The organism is Marinobacter sp. AN1 (assembly GCF_026013985.1).
GTDB classification, from domain to species: Bacteria; Pseudomonadota; Gammaproteobacteria; order Pseudomonadales; family Oleiphilaceae; genus Marinobacter; species Marinobacter segnicrescens.
The window spans coordinates 2,400,911-2,418,419 of record NZ_CP110342.1; the positions used below are offsets into that span (position 1 = coordinate 2,400,911).

Sequence of the window (17,509 nt, forward strand, 5' to 3'; positions counted from 1 at the left end):
GACGATATCGGCGTCGTTACAAACCCAATCAACCAGGGATGTCTTCACCCATGGATGATCAGATACTGGTCGTTAACTGCGGCAGCTCTTCCGTCAAGATCGCCGTATTCGACTCCCACGGCACGGTGCTTGTGAGCGCCCTGGCCGAAAAGCTCGGCCAGCCCGACGCCCGGCTGGTTGCCGACGGGGAGGAGTCCGTATCGTTGCCGGCCATGGCAGACCATCACCAGGCCCTTGAGGCTTCCATCAAGTGGTTGCAAGGGGCCGGTTATCTTTCCACCGAGCCAACCGCGATCGGCCACCGGGTAGTGCACGGTGGCGAGGCCTTCCACAAGGCCGCCCTGCTGGATGAGAATGCCATCCGTGCCATTGAATCCTGCGCAGACCTTGCCCCGCTCCACAACCCGGTGAACCTCGCCGGTATCGAGGCCGCACGCCGGCTTTTTCCAGAAGTACCCCAGGTGGCCGTTTTCGATACCGCTTTCCACCAGAGCCTCCCCCGCCATGCGTGGCTTTATGCGTTACCACGCCGATTCTATGACGACTACGGGGTTCGTCGTTACGGGTTTCACGGCACCAGTCACCAGTACATGGCCGAAGAAGCAGCCCGACGACTCGGCAAACCGCTGGAGGAAACCTCCATCATTTCCGCCCACCTGGGTAATGGTTGCAGCATTACTGCCATACGTAACGGCCTGAGTGTCGACACCAGCATGGGCCTGACGCCCCTGGAAGGACTGGTCATGGGCACCCGCAGTGGTGACGTGGACCCTGGGCTATTCGATTTCCTGGCCGCCAAGGGCGTCACCGCAGAGGAAACTCACCGGATCCTCAACCGTGAAAGCGGACTTCTGGGCCTCTCCGGACATACCAGTGATATGCGAAACCTGGTCAGCGCAGCCCGTGAAGGCAACGGGCAATGCAAGGATGCCTTCGAAGTGTTCTGCTTCCGGCTCGCCCGTTACATTGGCGCCATGATGGTCTCACTGGAACAGCTCGACGCCCTGGTATTTACCGGTGGCATCGGCGAAAACAGCACGGACGTTCGTGCCCGCACCCTCGAGCACCTTGTCCTGCCCGGGTTTCGCGTAGATCCAGCCGCCAACGCTCACCACGGCCGAAACAACGGGGGTCATATCGCCGCTGGCAACAGCCGCTTCCCGGTCATGGTCATCCCGACTCGCGAAGAGGCCATGATTGCCCGCGAAGCCAGGGCACTTGTGGCAGACTCCCACGCACAAACAAGCCGGCAACACTGAAGGAATTCTCCATGGCAAAGAGTCTCTTTATCGCGCCCACCGAACTGGACAGCGGCCTCACGTCTGTGTGCCTGGGCCTGCTCCGTGCCCTCGACCGCGTGGGCGTTCGCGTCGGCTTCTATAAGCCGGTAAGCCAGCCGGCCCGCTCTGCCGGCGAAAGCTCCCAGGAAGACTTTTCGGTACCGTTTGTCAGGGCCCGCTCGGATCTCAACCCGCCGAACCCGGTCCCCCTGAAAGAAGCCCAGAATCAGCTCAACCGGGGCAAGACCGATGAGTTTATGGAAGACATGGTCGGCCGCTTCCAGCAGGTTGCCCGCGACGTGGACGTGGTAATCGTGGAAGGGTTGGTCCCCGACCGCAGTGAAGCCTATACCGCGCGCATGAACGTGGAAATGGCCCGCAACCTGGGCTCGGATGTGATACTGGTGTGCTCACCCAACGGCCGCAGCTGCAAGGAACTGGATGACTGGCTGGACTTTTCCGCCAGGTTGTTCGCTGCCCCGGAAGACCCGGACGTCATCGGGGTGGTACTGAACAAGGTGGGAAAGCCGGAACAGACCGGGTTCCTGCCCAGCTTCAGCCAGCGGGAGGCCGGGCAGAGCCTGGACTACGAGGGCCAGTGCCGGATGTTCAGTTCAGGACGGCTGCGACTGCTGGCCTCCATACCCTGGCAACCTGACTTGCTTGCACCCCGGGTGTCCGATATCGCCCGGGCTCTGCCGGCCGATATTCTCCACGAAGGCGACCTGAACAGCCGGCGGGTACAGAAGGTTTCGGTTTGCGCCAGGACCATTCCCAACATGATCGACACCCTGCGACCGGGCACCCTTATGGTCACCCCCGGGGACCGGGAGGATATCCTGGTAGCCACTGCGGTCGCTGCCCTCAACGGCGTTCCCCTGGCTGGCCTGCTGCTGACAGGTGGCCTGATGCCTGACCAGCGCACCATTGAACTGTGCCGCCGCGCCCTCGCGACGGGCCTGCCGGTGCTGAAGGCGGACACAAACACCTATGAGACCGCTCATCAGCTTGCCAACCTCCCTGGCGCGGTCCCCGCCGATGACCCGGACCGCATCGAGAAAGTGATGGAAACGGTCGCATCCCGCCTGGACGCCGACTGGCTGCAGCAACATCTCCGGGTCGAGCGCCTGCGTCGCCTGTCGCCACCGGCATTTCGCTACCAGCTTTCCAGGCTGGCCAGGGAGGCCGGCAAGCGCATCGTGTTGCCGGAAGGCAGTGAGCCACGTACGGTGCAAGCCGCTATCATCTGTACCCAGCGGGAGCTGGCCCACTGCATCCTGTTGGGCGAACGGGACGAAATCGAAGCGGTTGCCGAGTCTCAGGGACTGACCCTGCCCGAGCAACTGGAGATCATCAATCCTGCGGCCGTTCGGGGACGGTATGTGGATCCAATGGTCAAGCTTCGCCAGCACAAGGGACTGGCCCCGGACATGGCGGAAGCCATGCTGGAAGACAACGTGGTCCTTGGCACCATGATGGTGGCACTGGACGAAGCTGATGGCCTGGTATCAGGCGCCATCCACACCACCGCGAACACAGTGCGTCCGGCCCTGCAACTGATCAAGACGGCGGACCATGCCAAAGTGGTGTCGTCGGTCTTCTTCATGCTGCTGCCGGAGCAGGTACTGGTTTACGGCGACTGTGCCATCAACCCGGACCCCAATGCTGAGGAACTGGCAGATATTGCCATTCAGAGCGCGGACTCTGCGCAAGCATTCGGCGTCAATCCTGTCGTAGCCATGATCAGTTACAGTACCGGAAGTTCTGGCAGCGGCGCCGATGTGGAAAAAGTGCGCGAAGCCACCCGTATTGCCAGGGAACTGCGCCCCGACCTGGTGATTGACGGCCCCTTGCAGTATGACGCCGCTGCTATTGCGGATGTTGGCAAAAGCAAGGCTCCGGATAGCCCGGTGGCCGGCAAGGCCACGGTGTTTATCTTCCCGGACCTCAACACCGGAAATACCACCTACAAGGCGGTTCAGCGCAGTGCAAACGTGGTGAGCATCGGCCCCATGCTTCAGGGCCTGCGCAAGCCTGTAAACGACCTCTCGCGCGGCGCCCTGGTCGATGACATTGTCTTTACCATCGCGCTGACTGCGGTGCAGGCCGCCCAGGCCGAGTCTGCCGGATAGCGGGAGGGAAAGGGCTGAGCCTGGCTCAGCCCTTTTTCTTGCTCTTCATGCGGGTTTTCTTGATCTGACGCCCTCTCTTGAGGTCGTTATCCTGCTTGACCTTCTGCCGCGGCGTTCGCCGGTCCACCTTGTCGGCAAACGGGTTTTCACCAGAGCGGAACTCAAAGCGGATAGGTGAGCCGTTGACCTTGAGCACCTTGCGGAACGTGTTTTCCAGGTAGCGTTTGTAGGCACCCGGCAGTGCATCCGTCTGGTTACCATGCACCACCACTACCGGCGGGTTTGAGCCACCCTGGTGCGCATAGCGCAGTTTGATCCGACGCCCCCGAACCATGGGTGGCTGGTGCTGGGCAACGGCATCCTGCAGAATCGCGGTCAGGCGGTTGGTGGACCATTTCGCCATGGCCGACTCGTAGCAATCACCGATAGAGTCGTACAACAGCCCTACCCCGGAGCCGTGCAATGCGGAAATATAATGCTTGTCGGCGTAGTCCAGGAAGTCGAGCCGGCGCCGGACCTGCTCCTTCACCCGGTCCTTTTCTTCCGGATCCATGCCATCCCATTTGTTCACGGCAATGACCAGCGAACGCCCGGCATCCAGTACGAAGCCGATCAGGTGCAGGTCCTGGTCCACCAGGCCTTCCCGGGCATCGATCACCAGGATAACTACATGGGCATCCTCGATGGCCTTGAGGGTCTTGATGATGGAGAACTTCTCCACCACTTCCCGAACGTTCTTGCGTCGCCTTACCCCGGCGGTGTCGATCAGGGTGTATTCCTGGCCCTGGCGCTCATAGGGGATGTACACGCTGTCGCGGGTGGTGCCCGGCATGTCATAGACCACCACCCGCTCTTCTCCCAGCAGGCGATTCACCAGGGTTGACTTGCCCACATTGGGGCGACCGACGACGCCAATACGGATGCCGGGGTATTTGTCGGCACGGTCCTCTTCCTCCTCGGGAAGTTCGCCGAGCAGGTGCTCCAGCATGGAGCGGATCCCCCGGTTATGGGCCGCGGCAATCTGGTAGACTGACTCGAAGCCCAGGGAGTAGAAGTCAGCCGCAGCCACGTCCGGATCCTGGCCATCGGTCTTGTTGACCACCAGGTGGGCCGGTTTTCCAGAGCGGCGAAGGTGGTCCGCAATCATCTCGTCGCCGGCGGTCAGGCCAGAGCGCCCGTCGACCAGGAACAGAACGATATCGGCTTCTTCCACCGCCTGCATGGACTGGCGGGCCATCTCGGCATCCAGCCCTGCCTCATCACCTGTCAGCCCGCCGGTATCAATAACGATGAAGCGACGGCCCTCATAGTTACCGTCGCCATATTTGCGATCGCGGGTCAGGCCCGGGAAGTCCGCCACCAGCGCATCGCGGGAACGGGTCATCTGGTTGAACAGGGTGGACTTGCCCACGTTGGGGCGGCCCACCAGAGCGATTACCGGTGTCATTGGGTATGCCTGGGGTTAGAAGCCAAGGTTAATAACCTGAATATTTGGAGCAGATCCGTTACGTATCGCCCTATAACCGCGGCCTGGTAACACCAGGCCGCAGAAAGCATGTCAATCGCGGTTCTCAAGGGTAAACACAGCGAGGCGACCACCGTTGCCATAGACGACCAGGCGGTCCTCCCAGCGCTGCATCGGCGCACGGATCCCCTCATCGTCAAAGGATACCTGGCCCTGGAACTGACCGTTTTCCTGGGACAGGATATGAAGATAGCCCTCATAGTCGCCCACCACCAACTGATCACCAATGACGGCAGGTGCGGACAACCGGCGCCAGGAGAGCGCATCCTGGGTCCATACCTCATCCAGGCTGCGAGCATCCAGTCCGGTCACATCACCATTGTCGCTGACCACAAAGACCCGCTCGGGACCCAGCGCGGGGCTACGGAACGTTGATGTTGACCGGCTCCAGATCTCTTCGCCATTACGCAGGTCCACCAGTGCCAGCTTACCCTGATACCCGGCAAGCAGGGCGGCGCCTTCTACGATAACCGGCTCGGCGGTCACGTCCACCAGGCGCTCCAGCTCGGTACGGCCGGAGGGCTCGCCAACCACGTACTGCCAGACCGGCTGCCCGCTGGCCAGCGCCAATGCTACGACACGTCCGTTCGCCAACGAGACCAGTGCCAGTTCCCCACCGACCACCGGTGATGCAGTTGCGCGTATCGACAGGGACGGTGCAGGCGCATCGTACTGCCAGAGACGTTCACCGCTCTGGGCGTTGGCCGCAACCACCTTGCCGTCGATGGTCTGGGTCAAGACAAGGTTGCCATTGGACTGGGGCGGAGCCAGCACCTCATTGGGCAGGTTCAGACGCCAGTTCTCTTCGCCTTCCTGCCGGTCAATGGCAATCAGCTCTGCGTTATCGTTCACCACGTAGAGCTGACGGCTGTCGCCGCCAACACCGGCCATAATGCGGTCGTCCAGGTCAACGCGCCAGCGTATATCCCCGGTAGCGGGACCCACTGCGACCACTTCACCGTCTGCCGAGACCGCGTACAGGCTTCCGCCCACGATCACCGGTTCGAGGTAAAGATACTGACCGTCGTGGCCATCCCCCACGTTCAGGGACCACTGTTCTTTCAATGTGACCGAGGAAACAACCTCAGGCACCGGATCCGGCTTCTCGAGGTTTTCCGACGAGCTACAACCCACCATCACTGCTGCCACGCCAGCAAGTGCCAGGGGCATGCCAAGTGATTTCAGACGGCGGCTGAAACCCATCACGCATCACCTCCGACACCCAGGCTGGCGAGCTTCTGGCGCAGTAATCCGATACCACCGTCACCACCAGACTCACGAGCCCTCAAATAGGCTTCCTCGGCACCGGACTGGTCGCCGGTTGCCAGCAGGATGTCCCCCTCCAGTTCGGCCAACAGGCCTTCAAACTCACCTGCGTTGTCTGCGCCACGCACCGTAGCCAGGGCTGCGTCATAGTCACCGGCGCCATACTGGGCACGGGCAAGCCGGGTACGCACCACCAGAGACAGGGCCTCGCTGGAGCCCGACTGGTCCAGGGCCCACTGAAGGGATTCGGCCGCAGCTGCCGGATCGTTATCCGCCATCATCTGCTGGTTCGCGAGAATGAGCATGGCGTAAACCGCATAGGCGGTACCAGCATGATCGTCCCGGACCTTGTTGGCCAGGTAGGCAACAGATTCACGGTCCTCGTCAGAGGAAGCCTCGGTGGCCTGCTGTATCAGCTGCCCGAAGTCCGCGGCAGCCTTCGCCTGCTGGGTGGCCTGGTGGTTCTGCCAGGCCTGCCAGCCAAAGACAATGGCAAGGGCAAGGGCAATACCGATCAGCAGTGAACTGCCGTTTTTCTTCCACCACTGTTTGATGGCTTCTATCTGTTCTTCTTCGGTCCGCATTTCGGCCATGGTGACTCCTGAGTGTCCTGTCCGGTTCTGATTGTGTTTGATGCGATTGTCTGTCGTGGCAGAGGTCAGGTGTTAGCGAACTGACTGGCCAGGTGGCTGCCAACCTGGTCCAGCGAAACCTGCTCCTGGTCTCGCTCCTCGCGCAGGTACTTGACGCCAACGGCTCCGTCCCGGACTTCGTTCTCACCAATGATGATCGCTACCCGGGCGCCGCTGCGGTCGGCCTTTTTCATCTGGCTCTTGAAGCTGCCGCCGCCACAATGGGTCACGACTGTACGCCCAGGCATGGCTGAGCGTATTGCTTCGCTGGCCCGGAACGCCGCGCTAACCGCAGCCTCTCCCATGGCAGTAACGAATACATCCGCTTCGTTGTTGACGTCCGGCGGCACCAGCTCAAGGGTCTCAAGCAGCAGGATGAGCCGCTCCACCCCCATGGCAAAGCCGACAGCTGTGGTGGGGCGGCCACCCAGTTGTTCCACCAGGCCATCATAGCGACCGCCGGCACAGATAGTACCCTGGGCGCCCAAACTGTCTGTGACCCACTCGAAGACAGTCTTGCCGTAGTAGTCCAGCCCGCGGACCAGGCGGTTGTTCACCGTGTAGGGCACCCCGGCCGCATCCAGCATGGCGGTCAGCTGCTCGAAGTGTTCACGGGACTCATCATCAAGGTACTCGTCAAGTGACGGTGCCTTCTCGAGGATCCGCTGGGTCTCGGTATTCTTTGAATCGAGGATTCTCAACGGGTTGGTCAGCAGGCGACGCTGGCTGTCCGGGTCCAGGTCGGAACGGTAATCCCCCAGATAATCCACCAGCGCCTGGCGGTACTCGGCGCGGGCCTCTGCGGTACCGATGCTGTTGATTTCGAGCCGGGCATGGGCTTCCAGGCCAAGGGCCTGCCACAGCCTTGAGGTAAGGATCAGCAGTTCAGCGTCAATATCCGGGCCATCCATGCCGAAACATTCCACGCCAAACTGGTGGAACTGACGGTAACGCCCCTTCTGGGGCCGCTCGTGACGAAACATGGGACCCGTGTACCACAAACGCCGGGTCTGGTTGAACAACAGGCCATGTTCTTCGGCGGCGCGTACGCAACCCGCCGTGCCCTCAGGCCGCAAGGTGAGACTGTCGCCATTGCGGTCGTCGAAGGTGTACATCTCCTTCTCGACGATATCAGTAACCTCGCCGATGGAGCGACGAAACAGTTCGGTATGCTCCACCACGGGCATACGGATTTCCTGGTAACCGTAAGACTGCAACACCCCGCGCACCCTGGCCTCAAGATACTGCCAGACGGGGGTCTGCTCGGGCAGGATATCGTTCATCCCGCGGATTGCCTGAATCTTAGCCAAAGTAGAACCTTTTCTGTTGGATAGAAGCCCGGAATGATTACTCAGCGGACTTCGCAATAATTGACTCTTCCTGTTCCTGGCGTCGGGCAACCTCTTCCCGGATCAGCCGCTCCAGGTCATCAGTGAGGTTGGCATTGTCCAGTTTCTGGTTGGGTTTGCCAGCGGCGTAGAACAGGTTTTTCGGCGAACCACCGGTCAGTCCCAGATCCGCCACCTTGGCTTCGCCCGGGCCGTTAACGATGCAGCCGATAATGGCCACGTCCAGGGGCACGTTAACGTCCTCCAGGCGGGCTTCCAGGTCATTCATGGTCTGGATGACATCAAAGTTCTGGCGGGAACAGCTCGGGCACGCGACAAAGTTGATGCCGTGGCTCCGAAGGCGCAGGCTCTTGAGAATATCGAAGCCCACCTTGATTTCCTGTACCGGGTCCGCCGCCAGTGACACCCGGATCGTATCCCCGATGCCGTCCATAAGCAGCATGCCCAGACCAATAGACGACTTGACCGTGCCGGAACGGAAGCCACCGGCCTCGGTGATGCCCAGGTGCAGGGGCTGCTCGATCTGACTGGCAATCTTGCGATAGGCGTCCACGGTCATGAAAACCTCGGAGGCCTTCAGGCTGACCTTGAAATCCTGGAAATCGTACCTGTCCAGAATATCGATGTGCCGCATGGCAGACTCCACCAGGGCGTCTGCCGTGGGTTCGCCGTACTTGCGCTGAAGGCTTTTTTCCAGGGAGCCCGCATTTACCCCGATTCTCATGGGGATACCGCGATCCCGCGCAGCCTGGATAACCGCGCTCACCCTGTCCTCCCGGCCGATGTTGCCGGGGTTGATCCGCAGGCAGTCAACCCCCAGCTCGGCAACCCGCAGGGCTATCTTGTGGTCAAAGTGAATATCCGCCACCAGCGGCAACGAAACCCGGGCGCGGATCTTGCCAAACGCTTCCGCAGCGTCCATGGAAGGGACCGAAACCCGGACAATATCGGCGCCAGCCTGCTGGAGTGCCTCAATCTGGGCAACGGTAGCATCCACATCACAGGTTTCCGTGTTGGTCATGCTTTGAACCGCAATGGGTGCATCACCACCGACCGGTACGTTGCCGACATGAATCTGGCGGGACTTGCGTCTTTTAATGGGGGATTCGAGTTTCATAAACGGCCAAACCGATGTGAAATTTAGATCGTTGCTGTGGGAGGGCCGATGCGACAGACCGCTCCGGCCACCCTGTTACGGCAGGTTCAGGACCAGCCGGTTATTCCGTACCTGGCGCTCAGACAGGTTTACTGCCTCTCCACCGAATCGCACCGAATCCACGCCGCTAACGGCTCCAAGTACGACCCGCAGCGGTGGCTCTGCGGTCAGCTCCAGGGTATCGCCGGCTGAACGCAGAGATGCCTCAAGGGTGCGACCTGTACTGTCCTGTACCTCGACCCAGCAGTCACCAGAAAATTCGATCGTCAGGCGGCCCTCATCGGCAACACTAACAGCAGGGTCAACTTCGTCCAGGGGTTCAGAGCGGACGGCGGTGTCCTGGTCAGCAGCTTCCGACGGGGCACCGGCGCTGTTATCCACGAGTTCAGCCGTGCTGTCATCAACGTCCTGACCCGATTCAACCTGAGTCTGGACGGTCGCATCAACGGATGACCCATCGTCTGCACCGGCCGCATCGCTGATGCCGGAATCGACACCGGAGCCGCTGGTGTCATTGGGAGAACCCGTGGATTCCAGTGTGCCATCCGAGCCACCCTGAATTCGTTCCGATGTAATCTGGGTGCCTGTCGGGAGAGCGTCCCCCGTGCCCTCTTCCACCTGGCCTGGCTGCGGGGCGCTGCCCTCGCCTGCAGTTTGCCCTGTGACCTCCGCCTGCTCGCGAGCCAGGTACAGTGATCCGCCATAGAAAAGCACCGCCAGGATTACCAGAATCACCACGATACGGGCTATCTGACGCTTGCGGCGCTTACGGCGCTCAATGTTGATCAGGGGATTGGCCTCCACCCGAGCCTTCTGTTCTTCCCGCAGCGGTTCCAGCTCACTGTCCAGTTGCCGAATCACGCTTTCCGGGTCAAGACCTACCTGTGATGCGTAGGTCCGCACATACCCCTTTAGAAACAGCTCGCTGTCAATCTGTTTGTAATCGCCGTTCTCGATCGCCGAGATCACAGCCGGGCGAAGGTGCTGGCGATCAGCCACTTCGGTAATGGTCAGTCTGGCAGCTTCACGGGCCTTCCTCAGGCGCTCACCGACACCTGGCTGATGGCTTTCCTGCTTGGCGTTATCCGTTGTCATCGGCCGTTAACACCTTGTATTGTCGATATTCTTCGGAGTCCGGATACTGGTTGCGAAGCAGCAGTGCGAGACTGGATTCCTGGTCGTAATTACGGAAGTGCCTGGCAATCCGGATACCCACCAGCAAGCTTTCAGGGGTATGGCTCAGCTGTGGGTTACGCTGCATCATGGTGGTCAGGCGACTGTAATACCCTGAGGCCGCAGCGTAGTCTCCCGTCTCCACAAGCGCCCGTGACAGGGCAAGCAACCACCGTGGATTGCCACGATCAAGTTCCAGTGCGCGGCGGTAGGCTCCGACCGCGGCATCCATGTCTCCGGTACGTTCGCTGGCCCGCCCCAGGTTATAGAAAACGGAAGCACGATCCTCGTAACCGGTATCACGGGAGGCCGTGACGAACTGTTCCCGGGACTCTTCATAGCGCTCCTCACGGTACAGAAAGGCACCGTAGAACACACGGCCTCGAGTATACCCCGGGTCACTGCGAAGGGCCTTACGATAGGATTCCTCGGCCAGCTCGGGCTCGCCCTCACGCTGCATCAGAAGCCCCTGGGTAGCCAGTGCCGCAGGGTCATCTGCCTGCAGGTCCAGGGCCCGCTCCAGGTGTTTTCGGGCACGGTCAGTGTTCCCCTGGGAAAGGTAGGCTGTGGCCAGCTGAACGTAGTTGGCGACCGCCTTGTCCTCGTCTTCTTCCCGCGCAAACCGGCTGTCCGTGGTCGTAACACAGCCGGCAAACAGGCTCGCAAGTACCAGCATGCACAGGGACAGGATAAAACGGTTACTAATGCCGGAACCTGGTGACAACACTGAACGCATGGTCTCTTCCTGAAGCCTGTATCGGGGTTAGGGTGTCATCTGGTGCACCGGGATATAGCGCTGGCTGCGCCTGGTCCGGTCTTCCACACGACCCACGAGCTGACCGCAAGCGGCGTCAATATCATCGCCCCTTGTGGTACGAATGGTTGTGATGTACCCCGCTTCATTGAGAATTTTCTGGAATCGACGCGTCGCATTCATACTCGGACGACGGAAATCGCTTTCCGGAAACGGGTTAAAGGGAATCAGGTTGATCTTGCACGGGAGTCCCCGCAAGACCTCTGCCAGTTGCCGTGCATGCTCCGGCTGGTCATTGGTATTTTCAATGACCGTGTATTCGATGGTGGCCTTGCGCTTGTCCGGCAGTCGGGACAAGTAGCGGCGAGTGGCTGCCAGCAGCTCGGCAATCGGATATTTCTTGTTGAGAGGGACCAGCTGATTTCGCAATTCATCGTTCGGCGCATGGAGTGAAATGGCCAGGGAAACATCGGTCACTTCCCCCAGGCGATCCAGCGCAGGCACGACCCCTGATGTACTCACCGTTACCCGGCGCTTGGAAATGCCATAGGCCAGGTCTTCCATCATCAGGTTCATGGCGTCGACAACGTTGTCGAAATTCAGCAACGGTTCACCCATCCCCATCATGACCACGTTGGTTATGGGACGGTCCGCATTGGGTTCAAAGGGCATGAAGGCCTTACGTGCCACCCATACCTGGCCAATGATCTCGGCGGCGGTCAGGTTACGGTTAAACCCCCGCTTGCCGGTTGAACAGAAGGTACAGTCAAGGCTGCAGCCGATCTGTGAAGACACGCACAGGGTGCCCCGTTCGCCATCCGGTATCAGCACGGTTTCCACGCTGTTGCCGGAGTCCATGCGCATGACCCACTTGCGGGTGCCGTCCCTGGAGGTTTCATCGTAGACCACTTCCGGGCCACGAACCTCAGCGACCTCTTTGAGCCTGTCCCGCAGGACCTTGCTCATATTGGTCATCTCATCGAAGTCGTCCACACCCCGCTGATGGATCCACTGTAGCACCTGGGTTGCGCGGAAACGCTTCTCCCCCAAAGTTTCGAAGAATGCCTCAAGCTTGGCCTTGGGCATTCCCAGCAGATTGGTTTTTTCGACAGCAGCAGTCATGGTCAGTCTCGATCAGGTAACAGACGGGGCGGCCGCAGCCGCCCCGGACAGCATCAGCCCCGCGGGCAGATTTCGCTGTCGTTGAAGAAATAGGCAATTTCCCGCTCAGCGGAAGCCGCAGAGTCGGAACCGTGGACGGCGTTGGCGTCAATGGTGTCAGCGAAATCCGCGCGGATGGTGCCTGCGTCCGCTTCCTTCGGGTTGGTTGCGCCCATCAGGTCACGGTTCTTGGCAATGGCGCCTTCGCCTTCCAGAACCTGAACCACAACCGGGCCAGAGGTCATGAACGCCACCAGGTCACCAAAGAACGGGCGCTCCTTGTGCTCGGCGTAGAAGCCTTCAGCCTGCTCCTGGGAAAGGTGTATCATCTTCGCGGCAACGATCTTCAGGCCGGCTTTTTCGAAGCGGGAGTAGATCTCGCCAATGACGTTCTTGGCAACAGCATCCGGCTTGATGATAGAGAGCGTGCGCTCGTTGGACATAATCTTTGCTCCAGTTGGGTTTCAGGTGGAAATTCCGGCCTGAGATTATACGCAGTAAGGGGCCGGCTGCCTACCGACAGCGGCCCCTTACCATGACAGACCAGCGGGCTCAGGCGGAGGTGCGCCGACGTTCACGCAACCGTTCGACCACCGAGACCACCTGGCCGGCGGCGAAATCCACTTCCTCATCCGTGGAAAAACGCCCCAGGGAGAACCGCAGACCTGCATGGGCCTGGGCCTCGCTCAGGCCAATGGCCGTAAGTACATAGGAGGGCTCCATGGTCGCCGAGGCACAGGCCGAACCCGATGAGACCGCCAACTCCCTCAGACCCAGCATCAGCGACTCCGCTTCGATGCCGTCAAAGGAAAGGTTGATGATCCCGGGGACCCGTTTAGTTTCATGGCCGTTTAAGGTCACGCCCTCGAGTTCGCCAACAGCTCCCAGGAACCGGCTCCGTAACGCTTCCAGCCGGGCCATTTCATTTTCGAGCAGCTCTCCTGCCATATCAAAGGCCTTGCCCATCCCGACAATCTGGTGGGTAGGCAGCGTACCGGACCTCATGCCCCGCTCATGGCCGCCGCCATGGATCTGGGCCTCGATGCGAACATCCGGTGAGCGTCGCACGTAAAGCGCCCCCACGCCCTTGGGCCCGTACACCTTGTGAGCTGAAAGGGCGACCAGGTCTGCGTTAAGGTCAGACACGTTCACCGGCACCTTGCCAGCGGCCTGCGCCGCATCCACATGGAACAGCACGCCACGCTCACGCAACATGGCTCCGATCTTGCCAATATCGTTTATGGTGCCCAGCTCGTTGTTGACCAGCATCAGGCTGACCAGCAGTGTCTCCGGCCTTAAAGCCTGTTCCACCTGTGACAGGGCAATCTGACCGGTGGCATCCGGTGTCAGCCGGGTAACGTCGCAGCCCTGACCCTCCAGCCAGCTGCAGGTATCCAGGACCGCCTTGTGCTCAATGGCGGAAGTGATGATGTGTGGGCGCACATCCGGGTTGCGGTTAGCGCCAACGGCGCCCTTTATCGCCAGGTTGTCCGACTCGGTGGCTCCGGAGGTCCAGACAATCTCCCTTGGGTCGGCACCGATTAGCTGCGCCACCTGTCGCCGGGCATTTTCTACAGCGGCTTCCGCCTGCCAGCCATAACCATGGGAACGACTGGCCGGGTTACCAAAAACCCCGTCCAGGGTCAGGTAGCCTGCCATAAGCTCGGCAACGGCAGGGTCCACAGGCGTAGTGGCTGCGTAATCAAGATAAACCGGTGTTTTCATGCTCTGTTTCAGGTCAGGCGGGCGCCTGGTCTTCCAGACGCTCGGTGTTGATGGTATCGGCCAGCGCATCTTCCCGGGCCTGGCCATCCTGTCGACTGGCCACCGCCTGGATTTCGCGCTTGTTCATCAGGTCGGCAAGGCTAATGCGACTCAGGAACTGGTGGATCTGGTCACTCAGATCGGACCACAAGTGGTGGGTCAGGCACATTTCGCCGTTCTGGCAATCCCCCTTGTGGCTGCAGCGAGTCGTATCCAGGGACTCATTGACGGCATCTACCACATCCGCAATAAACACCTGGTCACTGGACCGACCCAGACGGTAGCCGCCACCCGGGCCACGCACACTGCTCACTAACTTTTCACGGCGCAGACGGGAGAACAACTGTTCCAGGTAAGACAGGGAAATTCCCTGGCGCCGGGATATGTCGGCCAGGCTGACAGGCCCCTCGTCTCCGTGGAGGGCAAGGTCCAGCATGGCAGTTACGGCGTAGCGGCCCTTGGTAGTCAGTCGCATAACGGCGGCCCCGGCTCAGAAGTTCATGGAATTCCAGCCGCTGAGTATGAATTGACCAACCTTTTTGGTCAAGTATTCAGCGGTCCTCGGCGCCGCTCGCTGCCCGCCGGTCCTCCCCGGCGTGATCCACTGACTCAGCAGAATCATACCGCACGCAATCAAACTCCCCCGCATCCAGCGGCGGCAACTTGCCATTGTCCACATAGTCCTGGTTGACCTTGTGGATGGCGGCGCACATCTTTTCGATACGCTCGTCCACGGCGTGCATATGATCCAGCAAACTACGCATCGCCCGGGCCACGGGATCCGGCATTTCCTCGGTCACACCGTAGGCATCGAAGCCCATGCGTTCTTCCATTTCCTTGCGACGGTCATCTTTTTCGCGGGTCTTCACCACCATCCTTCCGGGTATGCCGACAACGGTTGCGCCGGCGGGAACCGCCTTCGTCACCACCGAGTTAGAGCCCACCTTGGCCCCCTCACCCACCTCGAACGGACCAAGTATCTTTGCGCCGGCCCCTACCACCACGCCATTGCCAATGGTGGGGTGGCGCTTGCCCTTGTTCCAGCTAGTGCCGCCAAGGGTAACGCCCTGATAAAGGGTAACGTCATCCCCGATCACCGTGGTTTCACCAATTACAACGCCCATGCCATGGTCGATGAAGAATCGCCGGCCAATGGTCGCGCCGGGATGAATCTCGATACCGGTCAGCCAGCGGGAAAAGGTGGAAATGCTCCGGGCCAGCCATTTGAAATCGGCCTGCCAGATCCGGTGTGCCAGGCGGTGTAGCAACAGGGCGTGCAGCCCCGGATAGTTGGTCAGAACCTCAAACGTGTTACGGGCAGCAGGGTCCCGGTGAAATACGCTGCCAATGTCTTCTTTGAGTCGCTCAAACATTTGTCTGGTCCTGTTTGCGTCCACCGTCACCCCTGCCCGATGCCGAGGTGGATTTCTGTACCGCTGTCAGTATGCCCCGGAGGATGTTGACTTCCATCTGGTCCGGCCGGGCCCGCTGATAAAGCCGGCGTAGCCGGGTCATGAGCTGGCGGGGGTTGTCCCTGCGGTGAAAATCAATCTCCGCCAGTGTCGTCTCCAGATGGGCAAAAAGCCTTCCAGCTCCGACACAGTAGCGGCGGGCACAACCCAGCCCGTGTCCCCGGGCGCCGTAATAGGCTTGAGTTGCGGGTTATTGTCACTGTTTTCAAGCCCCCGCAGGTATTCCATGCGAATTTCATAGCACATGACCTGGACCGCCATCGCCACGTTCAGGGAGCTGTAGTCCGGATTGGTCGGGATATGTATGTGCACATGGCACCGCTGCAACTCTTCGTTACTGAGGCCATTGCTCTCTCTGCCAAACACCAGCGCCACCTGCCCCCTCCCCTGGTACTCACCCACCTGGCGGGCGGCATCGGTTGGCGACATTACTGGCCAGGGCACCTTGCGACCACGGGCACTGGTGCCCATTACCAGGACACAGTCTTCGATAGCCTCATCCAGGCTGGACACAACCCGCGCATGGTCAAGCACATCGGATGCACCGGAAGATCGGGCGTAGGAGGTTTCGTCAGGAAACGAGGCGGGGTTCACCAGCCAGAGATTGCCCAGCCCCATGTTTTTCATAGCCCGGGCAACGGCGCCAATGTTGCCGGAATGGGACGTTTCCACCATTACCACGCGGACATAGTCACGGGCAGGCAGGTCGAAGGTACTTGGCAATGCGGGCTTGTGCATGAGTGGTCCGGTTCCGAAGCGGTAAAAAGAGATCAGCAAACAAGCCAACATGTTACCAGAAGGCAGCGATTTTTTGATGGTATTGGCCTCCGGTAACTGCTGCCCTGGCCGCCATGGGGGTCTTTACGGACCGGAAAAGTTTCAAGGGCCGACGGCGATTTGCTATGATCGCGCCTTTGATCACTCCAGAAACTGAAGAATCCGATGCAACCAGCCATTAAAATGGCCCTGCGTGTCGCGCGCCAGGGTGCCGATTACCTGAAAGCCCACTTCGAACGCCAGGACATTGCCGGCAACACCGCCGAAGATCGTCAGCGTCAGCTTGACCGGGTCACTGGTAACATGTTCGAGAACTTTTCCGAGCAGTTACAGAAGGCCTACAAGGATCATTACATTGCCCCCGCCGGCGACGGCAATGCCGATGGACACGCCCTTAGCTGGCATATCTTCCCGGTTATTGGTGGCGAAAACCTTCTGCGCGGCATCCCGGATTTCGTGGTAGCCCTGGTGCAGAAAAAAGACGGTCGCACCGACAACCTGCTTGTGATAAACCCGGTAACCGGTGAGGAGTATTCCGCAAGCCGTGGCCGGGGCGCCGCCCTCAACAGTCGCCGTATGCGGGTCAGCGAGACCCGACACCTGAGCGAGGCGGTTGTGGTTTCCAACCTGCTGGACCAGGCCCGTGGCGCTGAAGAGCCGCTGGTCTGGGGTGAACTGTCAGCGGGACTGGCCTCCCAGGCCCGACAGGTCCGCAGCACCGGTTGCAGTGTGCTGGACATTGCCCGGGTGGCTGCCGGCCACCTGGATGTCGCGATACTGTTTCGCCCGTCGCAGGAGGACCTGGATATCGGACTGGCTCTGGCCAACGAAGCCGGTGTTCTCAGCAGCGATTTTTCCGGTAACCCGTCTTCAGGTGACACCCGCCAGCTGGCCATTGCCAACCCGAAGCTGATCCGGGAAGTGCTGCGCACCCTGCGCCCGTTCCAGGCCAGGCTGCCACGCTGATCCGGTAACGCGGTCGGCCGAACACAAAAACCGGGCTGAAATCATCCAGCCCGGTTTTTTTATGCCTGGAAGATCCCCGGCGGACAACCGTGTCGCCGAAGA

The 17,509-nt window shown here is 60.4% G+C and carries 15 protein-coding genes and 1 pseudogene; 3 read left to right on the forward strand and 13 right to left on the reverse strand.

Annotation, left to right across the window (positions count from 1 at the left end; translation table 11 throughout):
* The first annotated feature begins 50 nt into the window (after nucleotides 1–50).
* Together LJ360_RS11045 and pta are read left to right on the forward strand one after the other, a co-directional pair.
* The gene (locus tag LJ360_RS11045) at nucleotides 51–1,259 is read left to right on the forward strand and encodes an acetate/propionate family kinase (protein ID WP_413774359.1); all 1,209 of its coding nucleotides are present in this window, start codon (nucleotides 51–53) and stop codon (nucleotides 1,257–1,259) included.
* 11 nt (nucleotides 1,260–1,270) lie between these two features.
* A complete protein-coding gene (gene pta / locus LJ360_RS11050; protein WP_264993987.1) occupies nucleotides 1,271–3,412 on the forward strand; it encodes a phosphate acetyltransferase in 2,142 nt (713 codons plus the stop codon).
* A gap of 25 nt (nucleotides 3,413–3,437) precedes the next feature.
* Here the strand turns inward: pta and der are convergent, their stop codons facing one another.
* The 13 genes and pseudogenes from der to trmJ all read right to left on the reverse strand — a co-directional run bounded on the left by der (nucleotide 3,438) and on the right by trmJ (nucleotide 16,402).
* Nucleotides 3,438–4,859: a ribosome biogenesis GTPase Der gene (der, locus tag LJ360_RS11055; protein WP_091848265.1), complete on the reverse strand. Its 1,422-nt coding sequence runs from the start codon at nucleotides 4,857–4,859 to the stop codon at nucleotides 3,438–3,440.
* Between the two features lie 111 nt (nucleotides 4,860–4,970).
* Nucleotides 4,971–6,140, reverse strand: a complete 1,170-nt coding sequence (bamB, locus tag LJ360_RS11060; RefSeq protein WP_264993988.1) for an outer membrane protein assembly factor BamB — start codon at nucleotides 6,138–6,140, stop codon at nucleotides 4,971–4,973.
* Nucleotides 6,140–6,796, reverse strand: a complete 657-nt coding sequence (locus LJ360_RS11065) for a YfgM family protein (RefSeq protein ID WP_091848267.1) — start codon at nucleotides 6,794–6,796, stop codon at nucleotides 6,140–6,142. The genes bamB and LJ360_RS11065 overlap by 1 nt, the downstream gene beginning before the upstream one ends.
* Before the next feature lie 65 nt (nucleotides 6,797–6,861).
* Nucleotides 6,862–8,118 carry a histidine--tRNA ligase gene (gene hisS, locus LJ360_RS11070; protein ID WP_413774360.1) on the reverse strand — a complete coding sequence of 419 codons (1,257 nt, stop codon included), beginning with the start codon at nucleotides 8,116–8,118 and terminating at the stop codon, nucleotides 6,862–6,864.
* Nucleotides 8,119–8,182: 64 nt separating this feature from the next.
* Nucleotides 8,183–9,301, reverse strand: coding sequence for a flavodoxin-dependent (E)-4-hydroxy-3-methylbut-2-enyl-diphosphate synthase (gene ispG / locus LJ360_RS11075; protein WP_091848269.1), 1,119 nt, complete (start codon nucleotides 9,299–9,301; stop codon nucleotides 8,183–8,185).
* A gap of 75 nt (nucleotides 9,302–9,376) precedes the next feature.
* A complete protein-coding gene (locus LJ360_RS11080) occupies nucleotides 9,377–10,435 on the reverse strand; it encodes a RodZ domain-containing protein (protein ID WP_264993990.1) in 1,059 nt (352 codons plus the stop codon).
* Nucleotides 10,422–11,249, reverse strand: a complete 828-nt coding sequence (pilW, locus tag LJ360_RS11085; protein ID WP_264993991.1) for a type IV pilus biogenesis/stability protein PilW — start codon at nucleotides 11,247–11,249, stop codon at nucleotides 10,422–10,424. The genes LJ360_RS11080 and pilW overlap by 14 nt, the downstream gene beginning before the upstream one ends.
* Nucleotides 11,250–11,276: 27 nt before the next feature.
* Nucleotides 11,277–12,389 carry a 23S rRNA (adenine(2503)-C(2))-methyltransferase RlmN gene (gene rlmN / locus LJ360_RS11090; protein ID WP_264993992.1) on the reverse strand — a complete coding sequence of 371 codons (1,113 nt, stop codon included), beginning with the start codon at nucleotides 12,387–12,389 and terminating at the stop codon, nucleotides 11,277–11,279.
* Nucleotides 12,390–12,442: 53 nt separating this feature from the next.
* Nucleotides 12,443–12,871: a nucleoside-diphosphate kinase gene (gene ndk / locus LJ360_RS11095; RefSeq protein ID WP_264993993.1), complete on the reverse strand. Its 429-nt coding sequence runs from the start codon at nucleotides 12,869–12,871 to the stop codon at nucleotides 12,443–12,445.
* A 109-nt stretch (nucleotides 12,872–12,980) separates the two neighbouring features.
* The gene (locus LJ360_RS11100; protein ID WP_264993994.1) at nucleotides 12,981–14,153 is read right to left on the reverse strand and encodes an IscS subfamily cysteine desulfurase; all 1,173 of its coding nucleotides are present in this window, start codon (nucleotides 14,151–14,153) and stop codon (nucleotides 12,981–12,983) included.
* A gap of 13 nt (nucleotides 14,154–14,166) precedes the next feature.
* Nucleotides 14,167–14,667 (reverse strand): Fe-S cluster assembly transcriptional regulator IscR, encoded by a 501-nt coding sequence (gene iscR, locus LJ360_RS11105; protein WP_091848275.1) that lies wholly within the window; start codon nucleotides 14,665–14,667, stop codon nucleotides 14,167–14,169.
* 76 nt (nucleotides 14,668–14,743) lie between these two features.
* Nucleotides 14,744–15,565 (reverse strand): serine O-acetyltransferase, encoded by an 822-nt coding sequence (gene cysE, locus LJ360_RS11110; protein ID WP_264993995.1) that lies wholly within the window; start codon nucleotides 15,563–15,565, stop codon nucleotides 14,744–14,746.
* Nucleotides 15,558–16,402, reverse strand: a pseudogene (gene trmJ, locus LJ360_RS11115) (tRNA (cytosine(32)/uridine(32)-2'-O)-methyltransferase TrmJ). Before trmJ ends, cysE begins: the two are co-directional and overlap by 8 nt.
* Before the next feature lie 204 nt (nucleotides 16,403–16,606).
* On the opposite strand from trmJ, the gene LJ360_RS11120 reads away from it, so the two are divergent.
* Complete coding sequence (locus LJ360_RS11120; protein WP_264993996.1) at nucleotides 16,607–17,407, forward strand: inositol monophosphatase family protein; 801 nt, start codon at nucleotides 16,607–16,609, stop codon at nucleotides 17,405–17,407.
* Nucleotides 17,408–17,509: the final 102 nt, after the last annotated feature.